At 66.9% G+C, this 20862-nt stretch carries 19 protein-coding genes, 1 tRNA gene and 1 pseudogene; 12 read left to right on the top strand and 9 right to left on the bottom strand.

Annotation, left to right across the window (positions count from 1 at the left end; genetic code table 11):
• Window positions 1–4: 4 nt before the first annotated feature.
• From ACN20X_RS13850 to ACN20X_RS13835, 4 genes are all read right to left on the bottom strand, one after another.
• Window positions 5–1693 carry an ABC transporter ATP-binding protein gene (locus tag ACN20X_RS13850; RefSeq protein WP_473210714.1) on the bottom strand — a complete coding sequence of 563 codons (1689 nt, stop codon included), beginning with the start codon at window positions 1691–1693 and terminating at the stop codon, window positions 5–7.
• Window positions 1690–2832 (bottom strand): ABC transporter permease, encoded by a 1143-nt coding sequence (locus tag ACN20X_RS13845; protein WP_074924285.1) that lies wholly within the window; start codon window positions 2830–2832, stop codon window positions 1690–1692. Before ACN20X_RS13845 ends, ACN20X_RS13850 begins: the two co-directional genes overlap by 4 nt.
• Before the next feature lie 104 nt (window positions 2833–2936).
• Window positions 2937–3965, bottom strand: coding sequence for a microcin C ABC transporter permease YejB (locus ACN20X_RS13840; protein WP_016448895.1), 1029 nt, complete (start codon window positions 3963–3965; stop codon window positions 2937–2939).
• A gap of 96 nt (window positions 3966–4061) precedes the next feature.
• Window positions 4062–5891 carry an extracellular solute-binding protein gene (locus ACN20X_RS13835; protein ID WP_034348785.1) on the bottom strand — a complete coding sequence of 610 codons (1830 nt, stop codon included), beginning with the start codon at window positions 5889–5891 and terminating at the stop codon, window positions 4062–4064.
• Window positions 5892–6002: 111 nt separating this feature from the next.
• Here ACN20X_RS13835 and fabI point away from each other — a divergent pair, with 111 nt between their 5' ends.
• The 4 genes from fabI to ACN20X_RS13815 all read left to right on the top strand — a co-directional run bounded on the left by fabI (window position 6003) and on the right by ACN20X_RS13815 (window position 8813).
• Window positions 6003–6803, top strand: a complete 801-nt coding sequence (gene fabI, locus ACN20X_RS13830) for an enoyl-ACP reductase FabI (protein WP_016448897.1) — start codon at window positions 6003–6005, stop codon at window positions 6801–6803.
• A gap of 215 nt (window positions 6804–7018) precedes the next feature.
• Entirely contained in the window at window positions 7019–7144 is a 126-nt protein-coding gene (locus ACN20X_RS13825) for a hypothetical protein (RefSeq protein WP_016452390.1), read from the top strand.
• A 67-nt stretch (window positions 7145–7211) separates the two neighbouring features.
• On the top strand, window positions 7212–7847 hold the full coding sequence (locus tag ACN20X_RS13820) for a superoxide dismutase (RefSeq protein ID WP_016452391.1): 636 nt from the start codon (window positions 7212–7214) through the stop codon (window positions 7845–7847).
• 45 nt (window positions 7848–7892) lie between these two features.
• Window positions 7893–8813 carry a ZIP family metal transporter gene (locus tag ACN20X_RS13815; protein WP_016452392.1) on the top strand — a complete coding sequence of 307 codons (921 nt, stop codon included), beginning with the start codon at window positions 7893–7895 and terminating at the stop codon, window positions 8811–8813.
• Between the two features lie 24 nt (window positions 8814–8837).
• Here ACN20X_RS13815 and ACN20X_RS13810 read toward each other — a convergent pair whose 3' ends face one another.
• Entirely contained in the window at window positions 8838–9569 is a 732-nt protein-coding gene (locus ACN20X_RS13810) for an IclR family transcriptional regulator (protein ID WP_016452393.1), read from the bottom strand.
• Between the two features lie 159 nt (window positions 9570–9728).
• Here ACN20X_RS13810 and ACN20X_RS13805 point away from each other — a divergent pair, with 159 nt between their 5' ends.
• The 3 genes from ACN20X_RS13805 to ACN20X_RS13795 all read left to right on the top strand — a co-directional run bounded on the left by ACN20X_RS13805 (window position 9729) and on the right by ACN20X_RS13795 (window position 13163).
• Entirely contained in the window at window positions 9729–10682 is a 954-nt protein-coding gene (locus ACN20X_RS13805; protein ID WP_016452394.1) for a hydroxymethylglutaryl-CoA lyase, read from the top strand.
• Window positions 10683–10720: 38 nt separating this feature from the next.
• Window positions 10721–11968, top strand: a complete 1248-nt coding sequence (locus ACN20X_RS13800) for a CaiB/BaiF CoA transferase family protein (protein ID WP_016452395.1) — start codon at window positions 10721–10723, stop codon at window positions 11966–11968.
• Between the two features lie 145 nt (window positions 11969–12113).
• The gene (locus tag ACN20X_RS13795) at window positions 12114–13163 is read left to right on the top strand and encodes a Bug family tripartite tricarboxylate transporter substrate binding protein (RefSeq protein ID WP_016452396.1); all 1050 of its coding nucleotides are present in this window, start codon (window positions 12114–12116) and stop codon (window positions 13161–13163) included.
• Between the two features lie 87 nt (window positions 13164–13250).
• Here the strand turns inward: ACN20X_RS13795 and ACN20X_RS13790 are convergent, their stop codons facing one another.
• Entirely contained in the window at window positions 13251–15800 is a 2550-nt protein-coding gene (locus ACN20X_RS13790) for an arginine/lysine/ornithine decarboxylase (RefSeq protein ID WP_133073576.1), read from the bottom strand.
• A gap of 151 nt (window positions 15801–15951) precedes the next feature.
• Between ACN20X_RS13790 and ACN20X_RS13785 the strand changes: the two genes are divergently transcribed.
• Both ACN20X_RS13785 and ACN20X_RS13780 read left to right on the top strand, forming a co-directional pair.
• A complete protein-coding gene (locus ACN20X_RS13785; protein ID WP_016448906.1) occupies window positions 15952–16377 on the top strand; it encodes an NfeD family protein in 426 nt (141 codons plus the stop codon).
• 127 nt (window positions 16378–16504) lie between these two features.
• A complete protein-coding gene (locus ACN20X_RS13780) occupies window positions 16505–17422 on the top strand; it encodes an SPFH domain-containing protein (RefSeq protein ID WP_016448907.1) in 918 nt (305 codons plus the stop codon).
• Between the two features lie 68 nt (window positions 17423–17490).
• On the opposite strand, the gene ACN20X_RS13775 is transcribed toward ACN20X_RS13780, so the two are convergent.
• Window positions 17491–17898: a tautomerase family protein gene (locus tag ACN20X_RS13775; protein ID WP_016452398.1), complete on the bottom strand. Its 408-nt coding sequence runs from the start codon at window positions 17896–17898 to the stop codon at window positions 17491–17493.
• A gap of 185 nt (window positions 17899–18083) precedes the next feature.
• Here ACN20X_RS13775 and ACN20X_RS13770 point away from each other — a divergent pair, with 185 nt between their 5' ends.
• Both ACN20X_RS13770 and ACN20X_RS13765 read left to right on the top strand, forming a co-directional pair.
• Window positions 18084–19043, top strand: a complete 960-nt coding sequence (locus tag ACN20X_RS13770; RefSeq protein ID WP_034348790.1) for a LysR substrate-binding domain-containing protein — start codon at window positions 18084–18086, stop codon at window positions 19041–19043.
• A 13-nt stretch (window positions 19044–19056) separates the two neighbouring features.
• A tRNA-Ser gene (locus tag ACN20X_RS13765) sits at window positions 19057–19146 on the top strand.
• A 76-nt stretch (window positions 19147–19222) separates the two neighbouring features.
• Here ACN20X_RS13765 and ACN20X_RS13760 read toward each other — a convergent pair.
• Both ACN20X_RS13760 and ACN20X_RS13755 read right to left on the bottom strand, forming a co-directional pair.
• A complete protein-coding gene (locus ACN20X_RS13760; RefSeq protein WP_223275263.1) occupies window positions 19223–19687 on the bottom strand; it encodes a zinc-binding dehydrogenase in 465 nt (154 codons plus the stop codon).
• A complete protein-coding gene (locus ACN20X_RS13755; protein ID WP_473210713.1) occupies window positions 19642–19956 on the bottom strand; it encodes an alcohol dehydrogenase catalytic domain-containing protein in 315 nt (104 codons plus the stop codon). The genes ACN20X_RS13760 and ACN20X_RS13755 overlap by 46 nt, the downstream gene beginning before the upstream one ends.
• A gap of 92 nt (window positions 19957–20048) precedes the next feature.
• Between ACN20X_RS13755 and ACN20X_RS13750 the strand changes: the two are divergent.
• Window positions 20049–20819 (top strand): annotated as a pseudogene (locus tag ACN20X_RS13750) (sigma 54-interacting transcriptional regulator); the annotation flags it as partial.
• Between the last annotated feature and the right edge of the window lie 43 nt (window positions 20820–20862).

Raw genomic sequence — 20862 nt, 5'->3', positions numbered from 1 at the left:
GAACTCAGAACCCTTCGGGCATGCCGTCACCCGAAAAGCCAGCAGCCTCCACCAGCCGCTGGGTATAGGCCTCACGCGGCGCGCCCAGCACCTGGGCCACGGGGCCGGATTCGACGATGGCACCATCCTTCATCACCACCACGTCATGGGCCATGGCGCGGATCACGTCCACATCGTGCGTGATGAGCAGATAGGCCAGGCCACGTTCGCGCTGCAGCCGCTGCAGCAGGCCCAGCACCTGCTGCTGAATGGTCACATCCAGCGCACTGGTAGGCTCGTCAAGCACCAGCACTTCAGGCTCCAGCACCAGGGCACGCGCAATGGCGATACGCTGGCGCTGGCCCCCGGAGAACTCATGCGGATAGCGATCGAGCAGACCGGGGAACTGCTCATCCGTCAGCCCGACGGCAGACAGCATGTCCACGACACGGTCACGGCGCTGCCGCCCCGTGAGCGCCGGGGCGTGCACGCGCAGGCCCTCGCCAACGATCTGCTCCAGCGTCAGCCGTGGCGACAGCGATGAATACGGGTCCTGGAACACCACTTGCACCTTGCGCCGCAGCGCAAGATTGGCCGGCGAGTTGCGCGTGGCCGGCTGCCTCCAGGCCTGGCCAGCGATGCGCAGCTGGCCTTCATGCGGCAGCAGGCCCAGCACGGCCTGGGCCAGCGTGGACTTGCCCGAGCCCGACTCCCCGACCACACCCACGGTGCGCCCGGGCATCAGGTCCAGGTCGGCGGACTGCACGGCAACAAAACGCCCCTGGCCAAACCAGCCGCGCACGCCCGTCAACGGCACCGGGTAGCTGACCTTGAGGCCCTGCGCATGGACCAGCGGCTCGGGAGCCGCCCCCGGTGTACCGGCCTGCGCCTCGACCAGATCGCGGCGCGGCACACTGGCCAGCAGCTTGCGCGTGTAGGCATGGCGCGGAGCTGCCATGACCGCCGGCACCTCGCCCTGCTCCACCAGCTGCCCGCGCTCCATCACCGCCACGCGATCGGCAAAGCGCCGCACCAGGTGCAGGTCGTGGGTGATCATCAACACGGCCATGCCGGTCTGGCGTTGCAGGTCATCGAGCAATTGCAGGATCTGTCCGCGCAGCGTGACGTCGAGCGCCGTGGTCGGCTCATCGGCCAGCAGCAGGCGCGGGCTGCTGGCCAGTGCCATGGCGATCATGGCGCGCTGACGCTGGCCGCCGCTGAGCTGATGCGGAAAGGCGCGGGCACGGCGCACGGGCTCGGCAATGCCCGTGGTCGCCAGCAGTTCGGCCGCCTGGGCCAGGGACTGCGCCTGCGTCAGCCCCTGCTTGAGGCGCAGCACCTCGCCCACCTGTTCGCCCACGGTCATCAGCGGATTGAGCGCCGTCATGGGCTCCTGGAAGATCATGGCCACGTCGCCGCCGCGCACGGCCCGCATCTCGCGCTCGGGCAGGCGCAGGAGGTCGCGGCCGTCGAAAAGCGCCTGCCCGCCCAGCTGGGCGTCACCGGCCAGCCGCAGCAGGGACAGCGCCGTGATGGTCTTGCCCGAACCGGACTCACCCACCAGCGCCAGCTTCTCACCGGCCGCCAGATCGAAGCTCACGCCGTGCACCACGTCCTTGCTGCCAAAGCGCACGCGCAGGTTGCGCACAGACAGCAGTGTCCGGCCGCGACCGGGGGCGGAAGGCATGTCCATTGCCGGCTGCTCTGCGTTCATGCGGCGTCCTTCGCATCAACGGCCGGGGCTGCATCGGTGGCAGCGGCCTTGCGCGGGTCCAGCGCATCGCGCAGCGCATCGCCCATGAAGGTCAGCAGCAGCAGCGTCACCACCAGCACCGCAAAGGTGGACAGCGAGATCCACCAGGCATCGATGCTGTTCTTGCCCTGGCTCAGCAGCTCGCCCAGGCTGGGCGTATCGGGCGGAACGCCCAGGCCCAGGAAATCAAGCGAAGTCAGCGCCAGGATGGCTGCACTCATGCGAAACGGCAAAAAGGTGACCACGGGCGTCATGCTGTTGGGCAGCAGATGGCGCCAGATCAGCGCGCCATTGCCCACGCCCAGCGCACGCGCCGACTTCACGTAGTCGAGCTGGCGGTTGCGCAGGAATTCGGCCCGCACATAGTCCGACAGCCCCATCCAGCCGAACAGCGACAGCAGCACCAGCAGCAGCGAGACGCTGGGCGCCAGCACCGCGCTGAAGATGATCAGCAGATACAGCTCGGGCATGGAGCCCCAGATCTCGATGAAGCGCTGAAACGCCAGATCGGTCCTGCCGCCGAAAAAGCCCTGGATGGCCCCCGTCACCACGCCCAGCACCACGCCGGAGGCCGTCAGCGCCAGCGCAAACAGCACGCTCACGCGAAAGCCGTAGATCAGTTGCGCCAGCAGATCGCGCCCGCGATCGTCCGTGCCCAGCAGGTTCTCGCGCGAGGGCGGCGCCGGATTGGGCAAGCTCGCAAAGTAGTTGAGCGCCTGCGGCCCGTAGGGGTTGAGCGTGTACAGCGCCCAGTTGCCACCCTGGCTCAGGCGATCTCGGATGTAGGGATCCAGATAGTCGGCCGCCGTCTCGAAGTCGCCGCCGAAGGTCTTCTCGGAATAATCGTTCCACAGCGGCCAGTAGGTCTGGCCTTCGTAGCGCACCACCAGGGGCCGGTCGTTGCTGATCAGCTCGGCGCCCAGGCTCAGCACCACCATCACGCAAAAAGCGACCAGGCTCCAATATCCCAGCCGATTGCGCCTGAACCGCAGCCAGGCCCGCCGCGCCGGCGAAACCGCCGCCGCCGCCAGCGGTGCAGGCGCCCCAGCCCCCGGCAGCCCCGTTCCAGAAACCACAACGGATTGCATTTCAGTGTCCATGTCGCTCCAGGAAACGAAGCCCGGCGCCACGCGCCGCCCGTCCGCCCCCCGTGATACAGGGCGCCGTGCATACCGGGCAAGCCGCGAAGCGGCTCGGAAGGTACCTAGTCAAACCGTACACGCGGATCCACCCACACATAACAAAGATCGCTGACCAGCTTGGTCACCAGGCCGATCAGCGTGAACAGGTACAGCGTGCCCAGCACCACGGGATAGTCGCGCCGTATCACGCTGTCATAGCTGAGCAGGCCCAGGCCGTCCAGCGAGAACAGCGTTTCTATCAGCAGCGAGCCCGTGAAGAAGGCACCGATGAAGGCGGCCGGAAAGCCGGTGACGATGGGAATCAGCGCATTGCGCAGCACATGCCGATAAAGCACCTGCCGCTCCGACAGGCCCTTGGCGCGGGCTGTCAGCACATATTGCTTGCGGATCTCTTCCAGAAAGGCATTCTTGGTGAGCATGGCGGTGATGGCGAAGCTGCCCGCCACCATGGCCGTGACCGGCAGCGCGATATGCCATAGATAGTCCACGATGCGCGCGCCCCAGGACAGCTCATCCCAGTTGGCCGAGGTCAGCCCGCGCAGCGGAAACCATTGCAGCTGCCCGCCGAAGATCACCAGCAGCGCCACGCCCAGCACAAAGCCCGGAATCGCATAGCCCACCAGGATCAGCAGCGTGGTGAAGAAGTCGAAACGCGAGCCGGCACGCACGGCCTTGGCAATGCCCAGGGGCACGGCCACGAGGTAGCTGATGAAAAAGGTCCACAGGCCCAGGCTGGCCGAGACCGGCAGCTTCTCCTTGATCAGCTGCCAGACATCCTTGTTCTGAAAGAAACTGCGCCCCAGGTCGAACCGCGCGAACTGCCCGAGCATCTGGAAGAAGCGCTCATGGGCCGGCTTGTCAAACCCGTAGAGGGCCTTGATCTGCTCTATGCGCTGGGGGTCCACCCCCTGGTTGCCACGGTAGGCCAGGCCACCGCCTTCGCCGCCACGGCCCACGCTGGCCTTGGCTTCGGCAAGGTACTGCTCCACCGGGCCACCGGGCACGAACTGCACGACCACGAAGGTCAGCAGCAGCACGCCCAGCAGGGTCGGCACCATCAGCAGCAAGCGTTTGAGTATGTAGGCCCACATAAGAAGTCCTGCATTATGTCGATTGCCGGGGGGCACCCCGGCCCGGGAGCGTGCCCATCATGCAACGGATCGCAACGATGCGGCGGCAGCGCCCGCTCATGGAGGCGGCGCGGTCAGCACCGGCATGCGGGCCCACCAGGTATCCATGGCCCAGCTCTCGCCCTTCGCGTAGGCGGGAACCACGGCGGGCCGCACCAGCCGCCAGGAGTCGTAGACCATGCGGTGCGTTCCCGCGCTCCACTGCGGAATCAGGTAGTGTCCATGCGCGATGACACGCTCCAGTGCGTGGCACGCGGGCAACAGCTGCGCCTCGGTCTTGGCCTCGGTCATGCGCCGGATCAAGGCATCGACGGCGGGATTCTTGACTCCGGGAAAATTGCCCGAGCCGTCCGTGTCCGCCGCCCGACTGCCGAACAGGTCGGCGAATTCCTGGCCCGGGTTGTTCGTGCCCTGGTAGGCAATGGAGATGATGTCGTAGTCGAACTTCTCCACGCGCTGCTGGTACAGCGCAAAGTCCGCCGAACGAAAGCGCAGCCGTATGCCCAGCTTTTCCAGATTGCGTATCCAGGGCGAGACCTGGCGTATGCCCGACTCGCTGCTGTCCAGGTACTCCAGCTCCATGGCCTGGCCCCGCGCATTGCGCAGCACACCATCCTGAATGGTCCAGCCGGCATCGGCCAGCAATTGCCGCGCCTGGCGCAGGTTGGCACGCAGCGAGTTGTTGCCATCGGTGCGCGGCGGCTCGGCCATGGGGCCGAAGGCCTCCGGCGGAATGCTCTTGCGCAGGGGCTCCATGAGCGCCAGCTCCTCTGGCGAGGGCTCGCCATGGGTCTCGCAGGCCGTGTTGCCGAACAGCCCGCGCACGCGCTGGTAGGAGCCGTAGAACATCTGCCGGTTCATCCATTCGTAGTCCAGGGCCAGGTCCAGCGCACGGCGAACGCGCACGTCCTGCAGCAAAGGGCGCCGGGTATTGAGCACATAGCTCTGGAACCCCGAGGGCAGCTTGTTGCTGAATTCGCCCTTGACCAGCTCGCCCCGGTCGAAGCGCTTGCCGTACAGGCGCCGCGCCCAGTCGCCAGCGCTGTAAAAACGCATCAGGTCGAACTCGCCGGCCTTCAGCGCTTCCAGCTTCGCCGTGTTGTCGCGGTAGATCTTGACGGAGATGCGGTCGAAATTGGCCGTGCCCACGCGCGCGGGCAGATCGCGCCCCCAGTAGTCCGGGTCGCGCACATAGGTGATGTCCTTGCCGAAGCGCACAGGTCCTATCCTGTAGGGTCCACTGCCGATGGGCGTATCCGTCACCACCTGGTCGAAGGGCTTGGGCTTGCCGTTTTCCATGCCCCAGTCGCGGCTGAAGACGGGAATGGCGCCCACAACCAGCGGCAGTTCCCGGTTCGGCTGCTTGAAGCGAAAGCGCACCGTGCGTTCATCCAGCACGTCGACCCCCGCCACATCGAAGAACAGCGATCGGTAGCCAGGCAATGCGTGCGGCCCCACCAGCGTGTCATAGCTGAACTTGACATCGGCAGCCAGCACGGGCTTGCCGTTGTGAAAGCGCGCTTGCGGCCGCAGCCGGAACGTGGCCGACAGGCCGTCGGGGGCAGCCTGCACATCCTCTGCCAGCAGTCCGTAGCCCGTGGCGGTCTCGTCCAGCGAGGGCCACAGCAGGGTGTCGAACATCAGTTCGGCCAGATAGGCCGGAGACGATCCCTTGATGGTGAACGGGTTGTACTTGTCAAAGGTGGAGATGCGCAGGTTGCTCACCAGGCGCAGCTCGCCGCCCTTGGGGGCCTTGGCGTTGACATAGTCGAAATGGCTGAAGCCCTCGGCATAGCGGGGCTCTCCCCACAGGGCATAGGCATGCGAGCCCCACGCCGGCACACACGCCGAGGCCAGCAGCAGCGAAGAAATCATCCAATGGCGCATGCGACAATTCTGCACCACGCAGCCAGCCGCCCGCTGGCAAACGCTGACGCGGAGCCCCGCCTTCGCCGCCAGCTGCTGCGCACTTCCACTCACTTCCTCTGGAGAACAACAATGGGCTTTCTCGCCGGTAAAAAACTGCTGATCACGGGCGTTCTGTCCAACCGCTCCATCGCCTACGGCATCGCCAAGGCCTGCCACGCACAGGGCGCGGAGCTGGCGTTCAGCTATGTGGGCGAGCGCTTCAAGGACCGCATCACCGAGTTCGCCGCAGAATTCGACTCCAAGCTGATCTTCGACTGCGACGTGGCCGACGACGCCCAGATCGACAAGCTGTTCGCCGACCTGGGCGCCACCTGGGGCAAGTTCGACGGCTTCGTGCACAGCATCGGCTTCGCGCCGCGCGAGGCCATCGCCGGCAACTTCCTGGAAGGCCTGTCGCGCGAGGGCTTCAAGATCGCGCACGACATCAGCGCCTACAGCTTCCCCGCGATGGCCAAGGCGGCCCTGCCTTACCTCAATGACAAGTCCTCGCTGCTGACGCTGTCGTACCTGGGCGCGCTGCGCTCCATCCCCAACTACAACACCATGGGCCTGGCCAAGGCATCGCTGGAAGCCTCGGTGCGCTACCTGGCCGAGGCCGTGGGCCGCACGGCAGACGGCCGCGCCATCCGCGCCAACGGCATCTCGGCCGGTCCCATCAAGACGCTGGCCGCATCGGGCATCAAGGACTTCGGCAAGCTGCTGGGCCGCGTGGCCGATGCATCGCCGCTGCGCCGCAACGTGACCATCGAGGATGTGGGCAATGTGGCCGCCTTCCTGCTGTCGGACCTCGCCTCGGGCGTGACGGCCGAGATCACCTACGTGGACGGCGGCTTCAGCCAGACTGCAGGCCTGTCGGCCGACCAGGTCTAAGCGGCCACCGCCACCCGACCGGCCCCGCAGGCATTGCCGCCTGCGGGGCTTTTTTTCGCCCGGAACCCACGACTGCGGGTCCTGCCTGCACGCGCAAGGAAATACACATCGGCTTGACTGAAGTCATTTTTGTTTTGAATGAGAATGATTCTCATGAATAATACAATTCTCAGATCAATATCAAGGAATCTCTGAAACCCTCGGAGCCAGCAGAGATGCAAGCAACCCCTGACCTCAGCCTGCCCTCTCCCGTTCCAGCCCCCATCGATGCGGCACAGCCGGCCTCGTCCCGGGTCTTCGACATCGCGGCAACGGCCCCGCCCTCGCGGCTGGCGCACTGACTGCAGGTCTCGCCCCCACACGCCTTACGACGCACCGATTTCCCCCGTAGTCCCTGAAAGAAACCACATGAGCAACTACACCCTGCCTCCCCTGAACTACGCCTACGACGCGCTGGAGCCCCATATCGATGCGCAGACCATGGAGATCCACTACACCAAGCACCATCAGACCTATGTGAACAACCTGAATGCCGCACTCAAGGACACGCGGCACGGCAGCCAGCCCGTGGAGCAGCTGATCGCCGACCTGTCCCTGCTGCCCGAAGGCGTGCGCGGCGCCGTGCGCAACAACGGCGGCGGCCATGCCAACCACAGCCTGTTCTGGACCGTGATGGCCCCGGCAGACCAGGGTGGCGGAGGCGCCCCCTCGGGCGAGCTGGCCCAGGCCATCGACAGGGAGCTGGGGGGCTTCGATGCCTTCAAGGCCGCCTTCACCCAGGCCGCGCTCACGCGCTTTGGCAGCGGCTGGGCGTGGCTCGTGGTGGGCAAGGACGGCAAGCTGGCCGTGGAAAGCAGCGGCAACCAGGACAGTCCGCTGATGGCCGGCATCGGCTCCGGAGCCACCCCCATCCTGGGCCTGGACGTGTGGGAACACGCCTACTACCTCAAGTACCAGAATCGCCGCCCCGAATACATCGCGGCGTTCTACAACGTAGTCAGCTGGGCCGAAGTGGCCCGCCGCTACGCCGCAGCCCGCGGCTGATCGGCCAAGCCTGCCCGCCAACGCCCCAACCCATTCCCGACCAGCATGGATCTGCCACAACGCTTCCGCTCCAAGACCAGCGTACGGTCCAACATCCGCCTGTGGATCGGCCTGGCCATCATGATGGCCGGCGCCTGGGCGCTCACCAGCCAGTTCTGGGCCTATGCCCAGAACCATCCGGTGGTCTTCCAGGCCCTGGCCGGCGGCTCGGCAGCCGCGCTGGCGACAGCCCTGGGCACCGTGCCCGTGATGCTGTCCCAGCGCCTGTCCGAGCGCACGCAGGACACCTTGTTCGGCTTTGGCGCCGGCGTCATGCTGGCGGCCTGCGCCTTCTCGCTGATCCTGCCGGGGCTGGAGGCGGTGCGTACGCAGGGCCTGTTTGGGGGCGGGAGCTGGGCGGCAGGCGCTGTCATCGGCACGGCAATCCTGCTGGGCGGCGCGGCGCTCATGCTCATGGACCGGCTGCTGCCGCACGAGCACTTCATCAAGGGCCGCGAAGGCCTGGACCCGCAAGGCGCGCGCAAGCTGCAGCGCACCTGGCTGTTCGTCTTTGCCATTGCCCTGCACAACCTGCCCGAAGGCCTGGCCATCGGCGTGGGCTATGCGGGCAACGACGGACTGCGCGCCAATGCGCTGGCCACAGGCATTGCCATCCAGGATGTGCCCGAGGGCCTGGTGGTCGCCGTGGCCCTGCTGGCTGCGGGCTACAAGCGCAGCTTTGCCGTGGCGCTGGGCATGGCATCGGGCCTGGTGGAGCCGCTGGGCGCCGTGCTGGGCGCAGTCATCGTCAGCGGCTCGGCCGCGCTGCTTCCCTGGGGCCTGGGCTTTGCGGCAGGCGCCATGCTCTTCGTGATCAGCCACGAGATCATTCCCGAGTCGCACCGCAAGGGCCACGAGGCCTTTGCCACGGGCGGCCTCATGCTGGGCTTTGTGCTGATGATGGTGCTGGACACGGCGCTGGGCTGAGTCCGCGCACCGCGCACGCCTGGCTCAGGGCAGCAAGAGCCCCAGCTCCCGCGCCGCCGCCAGCACATGGCGGGCGTGGCGCTCCTCGTAGCGGTGGGCTGGCATGGTCAGTGTCAGTGCCGCTGCCAACTCTCCATCGCGCTTGAAGACCGGGGCAGAAATCCCGGCGATCTCCCGGTGCCTGTCTCCCACCATGGCGCAGTAGCCATCGGCGCGCACGCGGGCCAGCTGCGTGCGACTGCCGCCGCGCGATGCGGCGTACAGCTCGGCATCGAACGCGGACAGCACCCGCCCGCCCGCGCCCTGCCCCAGCGGCAGCAGATCGCCGGTGCGCGCATGGTCGCGCACGGGGTGGGGCGAATCCACGCGGTACAGGCACAGCCGGTCCTGCCCCTGGCGCACGTGGTAGGCCGCACTCTCGCCCGTGGCCTGCACCAGGGTACGCAGCACGGGCATGACCACGCTGTCCAGCGAGAAATGCCGGGCATACACGGTGTTCAGCCGTGCCACGGCCGGGCCCACGGCATAGCGGCCATCATCCATGCGCAGCACCCAGCCGCCATGCTCCAGCGAAGCCAGCAGCCGCAGCACGGTGCTCTTGTACAGGCGCGTGCGTTCCGACAGCTGGGCCAGCGTCAGCCCGTCATCTCCGTCGCCAAAGGCGGCCAGCAGGCTCAAGGCCCGGTCCACCGCAGCCACGCCGCCCGGCGCGGCGTTCTCGTCGGCTACCGATTCCGTCACTGATTTGCGAGGCATATCGAAGGCACCCAAGGGAAAACCCCAGGCACGCAGGCTTGACGATGGCGCGTGCAGCAGGGAATATTTCAATAGAGAGAATCAAGTTCTATCTATTAGAACGACTCAAGCAACCGATGTCAACAGGCGAATCCTGCGGTCATCGTCACCCACCCCCGGATGTCCCTGCCCATGTCCTCCCACCGTTTTGACGTACTCATCAGCGAAGTCGGCCCGCGCGATGGCCTGCAGTCCGTGGCCTCCACCATGTCCACAGCGCACAAGCTGGCGTGGATCGACGCCCTGGCCCATTCGGGCCTGCAGGAGATCGAGGTCGGCTCCTTCGTCTCGCCCAAGCTGCTGCCCCAGATGGCCGACGCGGCCGAGGTGGTCGCCCACGCCATCACGCTGCCCGGCGTCACCGTGATGGCCCTGGTCCCCAATCTGCGCGGCGCCGAGGCTGCGCTGCGCGCCGGCGTCCACAAGGTCACCCTGCCCGTATCGGCCAGCCCCGCGCACTCCATGGCCAATGTGCGCAAGACCCCCATGCAGATGGTGGACGAGGTGCGGGCCATTGCCGCGCTGCGCGACGAGATCGCGCCGCAGGCCCTGATCGAGGCGGGCATCTCCACGGCCTTCGGCTGCACGCTGCAGGGCCTGGTGCCCGAGGACGAAGTGATTGCACTGGCCCTGGCCTGCGTGGCGGCGGGCGCCGACGAATCGGGCCTGTCCGACACCACGGGCATGGCCAACCCGGCCCAGGTGCGGCGCCTGTTCACACGGCTGCGGGCCGAGCTGGGCGAACAGGCAGGCGCGGCCCACATGCACAATACGCGCGGCCTGGGCCTGGCCAACTGCCTGGCCGCCTACGAGGCTGGCGCGCGCACCTTCGATGCCTCGCTGGCCGGCCTGGGTGGCTGCCCGTACGCGCCGGGCGCCTCGGGCAACGTGGTCACCGAAGACCTGGTCTTCATGTTCGAGGCCATGGGCATCCGCACCGGCGTGGACATCGATCGCCTGATCGCCGCCCGCCAGCCGCTGGCCGCTGGCCTGCCCGGCGAGGAGCTGCACGGCATGACGCCGCTGGCCGGACTGCCCAAGGGCTTTGCGCCCCACCCCTACGCACCGGCCTGAGCCGCGGCGACAACCCATTCATTCATTCACCGTTTCCCATGAGCCAACCCACCTCCCCCGACACGGCCGCAGGCCAGGCCACGCCACTGCCCTACGCAGGCATCCGCGTGGTCGAGTTCACCCACATGGTCATGGGCCCGTCCTGCGGCATGATGCTGGCCGACCTGGGCGCCGAAGTCATCAAGATCGAGCCCGTGGGCCACGGCCGCGACGGCGATGCCACGCGCAAGCTGCTGGGTTCGGGCTCGGGCTTTTTCCCGCTGTTCAACCGCAACAAGAAGAGCGTGACGCTGGACCTGCAGACCGAGGAAGGCAAGCAGGCCGCGCTGCGCCTGATCGCCACGGCCGACGTGGTCTGCGAGAACTTCAAGCCCGGCACCATGCGCAGGCTGGGGCTGGACTACGACAGCCTCAAGGACCGCTTCGAGCGCCTCATCTACGTGAGCCACAAGGGCTTTCTGCCAGGCCCCTACGAGCACCGCACGGCGCTGGACGAGGTGGTGCAGATGATGGGCGGCCTGGCCTACATGACGGGCCGCCCCGGCGACCCGCTGCGCGCCGGTGCCAGCGTCAACGACATCATGGGCGGCATGTTCGGCGCCATGGGCGCGATGGCTGCCCTGGCCCAGCGCGAGAAGACCGGGCGCGGCCAGGAAGTGCAAAGCGCACTGTTCGAGAACAACATCTTCCTGGTCGCCCAGCACATGATGCAGTTCGCCGTCACCGGCAAGCCGGCCGCGCCCATGCCGGCACGCATCTCGGCCTGGGCCATCTACGACGTGTTCGAGGTCCAGGGCGGCGAGCAGATCTTCCTGGCCGTGGTCAGCGACGGCGCCTGGCGCCTGTTCTGCGATGCCTTCGGCCTGGGCGAGCTGCGCGACGATCCGCGCCTTGGCAGCAACAACGACCGCGTGCTGGCGCGCAGCTGGCTGATGCCGCTGCTGCGCGAGAAGATGGCCCCGCACAGCGCCGCCCACATTGCCGAGGTCTTCGAGAAGAACGGCCTGCCCTTCGCCCCCATCGCACGCCCGCAGGACCTGCTGCAAGACCCGCACCTGAACGCCACGGGCGCGCTGGCCCCCATCACCCTGCCCGATGGCCGCGAGACCAAGACCGTGCTGCTGCCCTTCACGCTGGACGGCAAGCGCCTGGATGTGCGCCTGTCGCCCCCGCGCCTGGGCGAGCACAGCCTGGAGATCCTCACCGCACTGGGCTACAGCAGCGAGCAGGCCCTGGCCCTGGCCCGGGGCGAGACCACCGACAGCCATGCCAAGGCCTCCCATTGATGCCAGGCTGAGCCACTGAAGCCGCCGCCGTCCACCCGACGCGCGGCGCCCCTGCAACCTTGCACCCCATCCACCCCACACCGGACGACGCTTGCCGCGCGCCCGGCGGGGAGGCCTTTTCCCAAAAATTCCCGGAGACAACACCATGCCCGCCATCCACCGCAACCCGGCCGCCCAAAACCGGACACAGACACAGGCCCGCCCTTGTTCCGCCCCGCGCCGCCAGTTGCTGCTGTGCGCCCTGCCCGCATTGGCTGCCGCCCTGCTCCCGCTGGCGGCCCAGGCCCAGCCCGGCAACTGGCCCTCGCGCGCAGTGCGCATGGTCGTGCCCTACACGCCGGGCGGCGGCACGGACGCGGTCGCGCGCCAGATCAGCGAGCGCGTGGGCACGCTGAACCAATGGACCGTGGTGGTGGACAACAAGCCCGGCGCGGGCGGCAACATCGGGCTGGATGCGGTGGCCAAGTCCGCGCCGGATGGCTATACCTTCGGCATGGGCCAGACCGCCAACCTCGCCATCAACCCCGCCCTGCTGCCCAGCATGCCCTTCAACCCCCGCACCGACCTGATCCCCGTGGCCCTGGTCGCCGCCCAGCCCACGGTGCTGGTCGTGCCGCAGGACTCGCCATGGAAATCGGTGCAGGACCTGGTCAAGGCCGCCAAGGCCGACCCGGGCGGCATCCGCCAGGGACTGGCATCGACGGGCACGGTGGGCCACCTGGCCGGCGAGATGCTGGCCTTCAAGGCCGGCATCCAGGTGCTCAACGTGCCCTACAAGGGCGCAGCGCCGGCCGTGACCGACCTGCTGGGCAAGCAGACGCACTACATGTTCGGCACGCCCCAGGCCGTCTATCCGCTGCTCAAGGGCGGCAAGCTGCGCGCCCTGGCAGTGACCTCGGCCAGGCGCCTGCCCATCCTGCCGGAGGTACCCACCGTGGCCGAGTCGGGCTATGCAGGCTTCGAGGCCGTGGACTGGAAGCTGATCGTCGCGCCCAAGGGCACGCCGGCCGCCGTCGTGCAGAAGATGAATACCGCCGTGAACGCGGCCCTGCAGCAGCCCGCCGTGCAGCAGCAACTGCAGGCCGAGGGCAGCACGGCCCTGGGCGGCAGCATGCAGGACGCGGCCCGGTACCTGCTCAAGGAGCAGACGGACTGGGCCGCGCTGATCCGCGATGCCAGGATCCGCCTGGAGTGAGTGGCAAACAGCGGGCAAGAAAAAAGGCGCGGCGCCCCTTGCGGGCACCGCGCCTTTTTGACGGGCCGTCGTCAGCCGGCCAGCCGATCAGATCGTGCGGCCGAAGGGGCCATCATCGCCCACCTGCACCATCTTGCGGCCACGCGCCGGCTTGGCAGCCGTGCCGACTTCCGGCGCCGACCCGGCCTTGCGGGCCGCTGCGGGGCGCTTGGCCGGCGCCTTGACGGCAGCAGCCTTCACGGCCTTTTTGGCAGCGGGCTTTGCCGCCGCCTTGGCCGCTGCGGATTTTCCGGCCACAGACTTGCCGGCAGCCGGCACCTTGCGGGCAGGAGCGGCCTGGGCCACGCAGTCGGCGTAGTAGCGCACCTCGCCGTCCGCGTCCTCCAGCTCCACCAGGCCGTGGATGTCGGTCTCGAAGCCAGGGCACTCCTTGGCGAACTCACGCGCGAACAGCAGGTAATCCACGATCTTGCGGTTGAACACCTCGCCGGGGATCAGCAGCGGAATGCCGGGCGGGTACGGCGTGACCAGGCCCACGGTGATGCGGCCTTCCAGGTGGTCGATTTCCACGCGCTCGGTCTTGCGGTGCGCGATGTGGGCGTAGGCATCGCTGGGCTTCATCGCGGGCTTGAGGTCCGACAGATACATCTCGGTCGTCAGGCGGGCGATGTCGTACTTGGCGTACAGCTCGTGCACGTGCTGGCACAGGTCGCGCAGGCCCATGCGCTCGTAGCGGCGGTGCTGCTGGCAGAACTCGGGCAGGATGCGTGCCAGCGGCTGGTTGCGGTCGTAGTCGTCCTTGAACTGCTGCAGCGCAGTCAGCATGGTGTTCCAGCGGCCCTTGGTGATGCCGATGGTGAACATGATGAAGAACGAGTACAGGCCCGTCTTCTCCACCACCACGCCGTGCTCGGCCAGGTACTTGGTCACGATGGAGGCCGGGATGCCCGTGTCCGAGAAATCGCCGTCCAGGTCCAGGCCCGGCGTCACGATGGTGGACTTGATCGGGTCCAGCATGTTGAAGCCGTCGGCCAGTTCGCCAAAGCCGTGCCAGTTGTCGAACTCCTTGCCGTTCTTGGCCTTGGAGCGCTTGGGCGCCGCGTCCTGGCCGCGGATGATCCAGTCCTGGGCCGAGCCGACGCCTTCATCGGCCAGTTTCTCGGGACCCCAGACCTCGAACCACCAGTCGTCGTCGCCGAACTCGTCTTCGACCTTGCGCATGGCACGGCGGAAGTCCAGCGCCTCCAGAATCGACTCTTCCACCAGGGCCGTGCCGCCGGGCGGCTCCATCATCGCGGCGGCCACGTCGCAGCTGGCGATGATGCTGTACTGGGGGCTGGTCGAGGTGTGCATCAGGTACGCCTCGTTGAACAGGTGGTGGTCCAGCTTTTCGGTCTGGCTGTCCTGCACCAGCACATGCGATGCCTGGCTGATGCCGGCCAGCAGCTTGTGGATGGACTGCGTGGCATACACCACCGAGTGCTTGGGGCGCGCGCGCTTCTTGCCCATGGCGTGGTAGCTGCCATAGAACGGGTGGAAGGCAGCGTGCGGCAGCCAGGCCTCATCGAAGTGCAGGTTGGCCACATAGCCGTCCAGCATGCTCTTGATGGTCTCGGTGTTGTAGAGCACGCCGTCGTAGGTGGACTGCGTCAGCGTCAGCACGCGGGGCTTGACCGTCTTGGCATCCACGCCCTTGAGCAGCGGATTGGCCGCGATCTTGGCCTGGATGGACTCCACCGAGAACTCGCTTTGCGGGATCGGGCCGATGATGCCGAAGTGGTTGCGCGTGGGCTTGAGGAACACCGGAATCGCACCCGTCATGATGATGGAGTGCAGGATGGACTTGTGGCAGTTGCGGTCCACCACGACCACGTCGCCGGGCGCCACGGCGTGGTGCCAGACGATCTTGTTCGACGTGGACGTGCCGTTGGTCACGAAGTAGCAGTGATCGGCATTGAAGATGCGCGCGGCATTGCGCTCGCTCTCGCCGATGGCGCCGTTGTGGTCCAGCAATTGGCCCAGTTCCTCCACCGCGTTGCACACGTCGGCGCGCAGCATGTTCTCGCCGTAGAACTGGTGGTACATCTGGCCCACGGGGCTCTTGAGGAAGGCCACGCCGCCCGAGTGTCCGGGGCAGTGCCAGCTGTAGGAGCCGTCTTCCGCATAGTCCAGCAGCGCCTTGAAGAACGGCGGCTGCACGCCTTCCAGGTAGCTCTTGGCCTCGCGGATGATGTGCTTGGCCACGAACTCCGGCGTGTCCTCGAACATGTGGATGAAGCCGTGCAGCTCGCGCAGGATGTCGTTGGGCAGGTGGCGGCTGGTCTTGGTCTCGCCGTAGATGTAGATCGGCACATCGGCGTTCTTGCGGCGCACTTCGCCGATGAAGCTGCGCAGGCTGTGGATCACGGGATCGCTTTCGCCACCCAGCGAGAACTCCTCGTCATCGATGGACAGGATGAAGGCACTGGCCCGGCTTTGCTGCTGCGCGAACTGTGACAGGTCGCCGTAGCTGGTCACCCCCAGCACCTCGAAACCTTCTTGCTCGATGGCCTGTGCCAGGGCGCGGATGCCCAGGCCCGAGGTGTTCTCGGAACGGTAGTCCTCGTCGATGATGACGATGGGAAAGCGAAACTTCATGGGGGCAGCCTCCGTAACCTGAGCGGGCCTAAAAAACGAAACAGGCGCGAAGTGTAAGGAATATCCTTATTGCGCCTTTGAAGCGTGCGGCTTTTCACCCAGAATGTGGTGCACTAAACACAAGCAACCGTCACAAACAGGGAGTCTGGGAATGGAATATTCCACCATCTGGTGGCTCGTCGCCGGCGCATTGGTCATCGCCGAATTGCTGACCGGCAGCTTCTATCTGCTGATGCTGGCACTGGGCGCCATCGTCGGCGCGCTGTGCGCCCACATGGGCCTGGCGCCCATTGCCCAGCTCGTCATTGCCGCCGTGCTCGGCAGCGCCTTCGTACTGGCCTGCTACCTGGTGCGCCGGCGCCTGCCCAGCCGCCAGCCCGCCTCCAGCAACCGCGACGTTAACCTCGATGTCGGCGAATCCGTCATGGTCGAGCAATGGAACTCCGACGGCACGGCCCAGGTCCGCTACCGCGGCGCCCAATGGACCGTGATCAGCCGTCCGGGCAACCTGCCCTCTGCCGGCATGCACCGCGTGGCCGAGGTCGTCGGCAACCGGCTGCTGGTGGACAAACTCTGATTGCCCATCCCCACGCCCGCGCTTCACGGCGCGGGCATCTGCATCGGGCATAGTGGCAGGCACCATCCGCCAGCCGTCCCGCCGCCCTCTTGTTTCACCGAACGCCCCTCCGGGGCCTGGAGACACCATGGAAATCGCCATCGTCATTCTGGTCATCGCGGCCATCTTCATCGCACGGTCCATCAAGGTAGTGCCCCAGCAGCACGCCTGGGTCAAGGAACGCCTCGGCAAGTACGCCGGCACGCTCACGCCCGGCCTGAACTTCCTCGTGCCCTTCGTGGACCGCGTGGCCTACAAGCACAGCCTCAAGGAAATCCCGCTGGACGTGCCCAGCCAGGTCTGCATCACGCGCGACAACACCCAGCTGCAGGTGGATGGCATCCTCTACTTCCAGGTCACCGATCCCATGCGCGCCAGCTACGGCTCGTCCAACTACATCATGGCCGTCACCCAGCTGGCCCAGACCTCGCTGCGTTCCGTGATCGGCAAGCTCGAACTGGACAAGACCTTCGAGGAGCGCGACATGATCAACGCCCAGGTGGTCTCCGCCATCGACGAGGCCGCGCTCAACTGGGGCGTGAAGGTGCTGCGCTATGAAATCAAGGACCTGACGCCGCCGGCCGAAATCCTGCGCTCCATGCAGGCCCAGATCACGGCCGAGCGCGAAAAGCGCGCCCTGATCGCAGCCTCCGAAGGCCGCCGCCAGGAACAGATCAACATCGCCACGGGCGAGCGCGAAGCCTTTATCGCCCGCTCCGAAGGCGAGAAGCAGGCCGTCATCAACAAGGCCCAGGGCGAGGCCGAATCCATCAAGGCGGTCGCAGACGCCACGGCCCAGGCCATCGAACGCGTGGCCAACGCCATCCGCCAGCCCGGTGGCGAGCAGGCCGTGCAGCTCAAGGTCGCCGAAAAGGCCGTCGAGGCCTATGGCCAGGTCGCCTCTGACGCCACCACCACGCTGATCGTGCCCAGCAACATGACCGAAGTCTCCAGCCTGATCACCTCGGCCATGAAGATGATCCAGACCGGCCAGCGCACCAGCTGAGAGCCGCCGCCACGCCATGAACAACGGGCCATCGCGGCCCGTTTTTCATTGCAGCGGTGTTGTGCGGATCAGGCGGGTGCGCCCACCTGCTGCACCAGGCCCATGGCGAAGCGCCCGTGGCCCACGGACCAGTCCGAGTAGTCGTTCTCATGCATGAAGATGAACACGTCGGCCGGCGCAACCCCCGCCCCTTCGTGCAGATTGCGCGCAATGGCCGAATACAAGGCCTTCTTCATCGCATCGCTGCGCCCGCGCCGCATGGTGATCTCGACCACCACCACCGCATCCGAACGCGCTACCCCGTTGAAACTGCGGCTGAACGCGAACTGCCCGGGAGCGTACGGATGCACCATGTTGAACAGTTCGTCCTCGGGCATGCCGATGCCCTCCACCAGGGCGCGGTGAATGCCCTGCACGACGGCATCGCGCTGGGAAGTGGAGGTGGACTGGGGCAGATAGGTGTGGACGAAGGGCATGGTGCTATGTGCTTTGGGATCGAATGGAGAGGGAAAGTCCGGCCAGAATCCACGCAGGATTGCCAGCCGAAGCGGCAAATCTACCGACCGGCCCATGGCCTGAAAAGCGATGATTCGGCCGGTTCTATGTACCTGGAACTCACATAGCCTCCACCCGCCCCGTGACCCGACCCATGACCCGACCCATGACCCGCCGCCTGCCCCCGCTGGCCGCCCTGCGCGCCTTTGAAGCCGCCGCACGCCTGGGCCGCATGACGGCGGCTGCGGACGAGCTGTGCGTCTCGCCCGGCGCCGTCAGCCGCCAGGTCAGGCAGCTGGAGCAGCACCTGGGCCTGCCGCTGTTCGCAGGCACCAAGGCCCGCCCCACGCTCACCGCGGCAGCGCGCACCCTGCAGCCGGCGCTGACCCAGGCCTTCGAGCAGATCCATGAGGCGGTGCGCAGCCTGGGCGACGCCCACGAAGGCCCTCTGGACGTGGCCTGCTTCAGCACCTTCACCGTCAAATGGCTGATCCCCCGGCTGTTCGACTTTCACGCGCACCACCCCGGCATCGAGGTGCGCCTGCGCACCACCGACACCGGCACCGACGCTGCACGCGAAGGCTGCGACCTGCTCATCACGGCCATTACGCACGACAGCGGCGAGGCCCTTGCAGACAACGAGACGTCCCTGCCTCTTTTCGCCGAATACCTGGGCCCGGTGATGTCCCCGGCCATGGCAGGACGCCTCCAGCAGCCTGAAGAACTGGCCAGCCTCCCCTTGCTGCACACACGCGGCCGGCGCAACGCCTGGGACCTGTGGGCCGCCTCCATGGACATGGCCCCGCCCGCAGCGGCCGGCCCCGTCTACGAGCACTACTACTTCACGCTGGAAGCTGCGCTGCGGGGCCTGGGCGCGGCCGTCGCCCCCTGGCACCTCGTGATGGACGACGTGCAGGCCGGCCGCCTGCTGGCGCCCTTCGGCTTCACGGCCTCCGGCTACCGCTACCTGGCGCTGCGCCGCAGCACTGCGGCGCAGACCCGGCTCGACATCTTCTGCAACTGGCTGCAGGCGCAGGCACGGGCCATGCCCGAAGCGCCAGCCGTCCAGGGCATATCGATCACGCATGCAGGAAACTTCGCGGCCACCCCAAAAAATCGATGCTAGAATCGCGGTCTTCGGAGAGGTGGATGAGCGGTTTAAGTCGCACGCCTGGAAAGCGTGTGTGGGCTAATCCCCACCGCGGGTTCGAATCCCGCCCTCTCCGCCAAAATGATCTAAGCCCTTGATTGATTCAATCAAGGGCTTTTTTCTTTGCGCAGCGTGACCACACGGCAGGCATCAGGTCATCGAGCTGGATGCACTGGGTGATGAAGGGCTCGAGGTTGATCTTGCCCTCCTCGACCAGCTTGATGGTTTCCTGGTGGTCGTTGCAGTAGGCAATGGTGCCGCGCACGTCCAGCTGCTTCATGACCACGCTGTGCACGTTCGAACGACACATCCACGCCCTTGCCGCCGGTGAGCTTCATCACCTCGGCCACCACGTCCACCTCGGAGGGGTCCAGGATGTGATCGGCCACGCCCGATTCACGCGCCTTTTGCTTGCGCTTGGCACTGAGCTCGGTGATGACGACGGTCAGGCCCTTGGCCTTGAGGATGGCCGACAGCAGCAGGCCGATGGGGCCGGCGCCGCCCACCAGTGCCACATCGCCGGCCTTCGCTCCGCTGCGGGTGTAGGCATGGTGGCCCACGGACAGCGGCTCGATCAGCGCGGCCTGGTCCAGTGGAATGGCATCGGAGATGGGATGCACCCAGCGGCGCTTGACGGCAATGCGCTCGGACAGCCCGCCACCACGTCCGAGAACTCATGCCCCATGGTGATGGATGCGGACTCGCCCGAGATGGGATGCGGGTGGCCGCAGGGCGGGATGAAGATCGGCCCTTCCATGAACTCATGCAGATCCGTGCCGCAGATGCCGCACCAGGCCACTTCGATGCCCACGGTGCCGGGCTCCACCACGGGTTCGGGGATGTCCTCGATGCGGATGTCGCCCCGGTCGTGGAAACGTGCTGCTTTCATGATTGAACTTTCTGTTTTGCAAGGCTGGGTTGGCGGGCGGCACAGCCGCCCCATGGCGACTATTCGGCCTTACCGCAGGTGATGAACTTGCTGCAGGTAACTGCGCAGCCATTCCCGAGGCACTGCTGGAAAGCGAGCTGTTCGGCTACCTGCCCGGCACCTGGACCGGCGGCGCCAGCAAGGGCCGCGAGGGCCTGATCGCCGCGGCGCACGAAGGCACGCTGTTCCTCGACGAGATCGGCGATATGCCACTGGCCCTGCAAGCCAAGCTGCTGCGTGTCCTGTCCGAATCCGAAATCACCCCGCTGGGCGCCCGCGCGCCACGGGCGGTGTCCGTTCGCGTCATCTCGGCCTCACACCGGCCGCTGGCCGAATTGGTGCGGCGCGGCAGCTTCCGCGAAGACCTGCTTTACCGCCTCAATGCCGCCGAGCTGCAACTGCCCGCCCTGCGCCAGCGCAGCGACCTGCAGGCCATTGCCGACCAGATGCTGGCCACGCTGGGCAGCCATCTGCACCTGGGCGACGCGGCCCGCGCGTTGCTGGCCGCGCACGCATGGCCCGGCAACCTGCGCGAGCTGCACAACGCGCTGCGCTACGCCGCAGCCCTGTGCGGGAACGATGGCGACGGCAGCATCGAGCCCGACCACCTGCCCGACGCGCTGCACAATGCCCCGCCCTGCACCGCCGCCCTGGCCAGCAACACCAGCGAGCCCGCCGCACAGGCGCTGGAGCAACTGCTTGCCCAATGCCAGGGCAACGTCTCAGAGGCCGCGCGCCAGCTCGGCGTCAGCCGCTCCACCATCCACCGCCGCATCCAGCAGCTGCAGCTGGGCGTGCGGCATGCCCAATGGCGCGGGCCATAGGGCCGAGCGGCAACCGGCAATCCCGAAGCATCGCTGACACGGT

The sequence above is a fragment of the Delftia sp. PX-1 genome, assembly GCF_055797465.1.
The sequence above is the reverse complement of the archived record's forward strand: the minus strand, read 5'-3'. Positions and strand labels throughout refer to the sequence as shown.

Excerpts from the sequence above, each read along its gene's own strand:
- ACN20X_RS13785 (WP_016448906.1), top strand. The coding sequence starts at position 15,952 with ATGGAATATTCCACCATCTGGTGGCTCGTCGCCGGCGCATTGGTCATC.
- ACN20X_RS13805 (WP_016452394.1), top strand. The coding sequence starts at position 9,729 with ATGTCCCTGCCCATGTCCTCCCACCGTTTTGACGTACTCATCAGCGAA.
- ACN20X_RS13755 (WP_473210713.1), bottom strand. The coding sequence starts at position 19,956 with ATGAAAGCAGCACGTTTCCACGACCGGGGCGACATCCGCATCGAGGAC.
- ACN20X_RS13790 (WP_133073576.1), bottom strand. The coding sequence starts at position 15,800 with ATGAAGTTTCGCTTTCCCATCGTCATCATCGACGAGGACTACCGTTCC.
- ACN20X_RS13820 (WP_016452391.1), top strand. The coding sequence starts at position 7,212 with ATGAGCAACTACACCCTGCCTCCCCTGAACTACGCCTACGACGCGCTG.
- ACN20X_RS13845 (WP_074924285.1), bottom strand. The coding sequence starts at position 2,832 with ATGGACACTGAAATGCAATCCGTTGTGGTTTCTGGAACGGGGCTGCCG.
- ACN20X_RS13810 (WP_016452393.1), bottom strand. The coding sequence starts at position 9,569 with ATGCCTCGCAAATCAGTGACGGAATCGGTAGCCGACGAGAACGCCGCG.
- ACN20X_RS13815 (WP_016452392.1), top strand. The coding sequence starts at position 7,893 with ATGGATCTGCCACAACGCTTCCGCTCCAAGACCAGCGTACGGTCCAAC.
- fabI (WP_016448897.1), top strand. The coding sequence starts at position 6,003 with ATGGGCTTTCTCGCCGGTAAAAAACTGCTGATCACGGGCGTTCTGTCC.
- ACN20X_RS13840 (WP_016448895.1), bottom strand. The coding sequence starts at position 3,965 with ATGTGGGCCTACATACTCAAACGCTTGCTGCTGATGGTGCCGACCCTG.
- ACN20X_RS13770 (WP_034348790.1), top strand. The coding sequence starts at position 18,084 with ATGACCCGCCGCCTGCCCCCGCTGGCCGCCCTGCGCGCCTTTGAAGCC.
- ACN20X_RS13775 (WP_016452398.1), bottom strand. The coding sequence starts at position 17,898 with ATGCCCTTCGTCCACACCTATCTGCCCCAGTCCACCTCCACTTCCCAG.
- ACN20X_RS13850 (WP_473210714.1), bottom strand. The coding sequence starts at position 1,693 with ATGAACGCAGAGCAGCCGGCAATGGACATGCCTTCCGCCCCCGGTCGC.
- ACN20X_RS13800 (WP_016452395.1), top strand. The coding sequence starts at position 10,721 with ATGAGCCAACCCACCTCCCCCGACACGGCCGCAGGCCAGGCCACGCCA.
- ACN20X_RS13780 (WP_016448907.1), top strand. The coding sequence starts at position 16,505 with ATGGAAATCGCCATCGTCATTCTGGTCATCGCGGCCATCTTCATCGCA.
- ACN20X_RS13795 (WP_016452396.1), top strand. The coding sequence starts at position 12,114 with ATGCCCGCCATCCACCGCAACCCGGCCGCCCAAAACCGGACACAGACA.
- ACN20X_RS13835 (WP_034348785.1), bottom strand. The coding sequence starts at position 5,891 with ATGCGCCATTGGATGATTTCTTCGCTGCTGCTGGCCTCGGCGTGTGTG.
- ACN20X_RS13825 (WP_016452390.1), top strand. The coding sequence starts at position 7,019 with ATGCAAGCAACCCCTGACCTCAGCCTGCCCTCTCCCGTTCCAGCCCCC.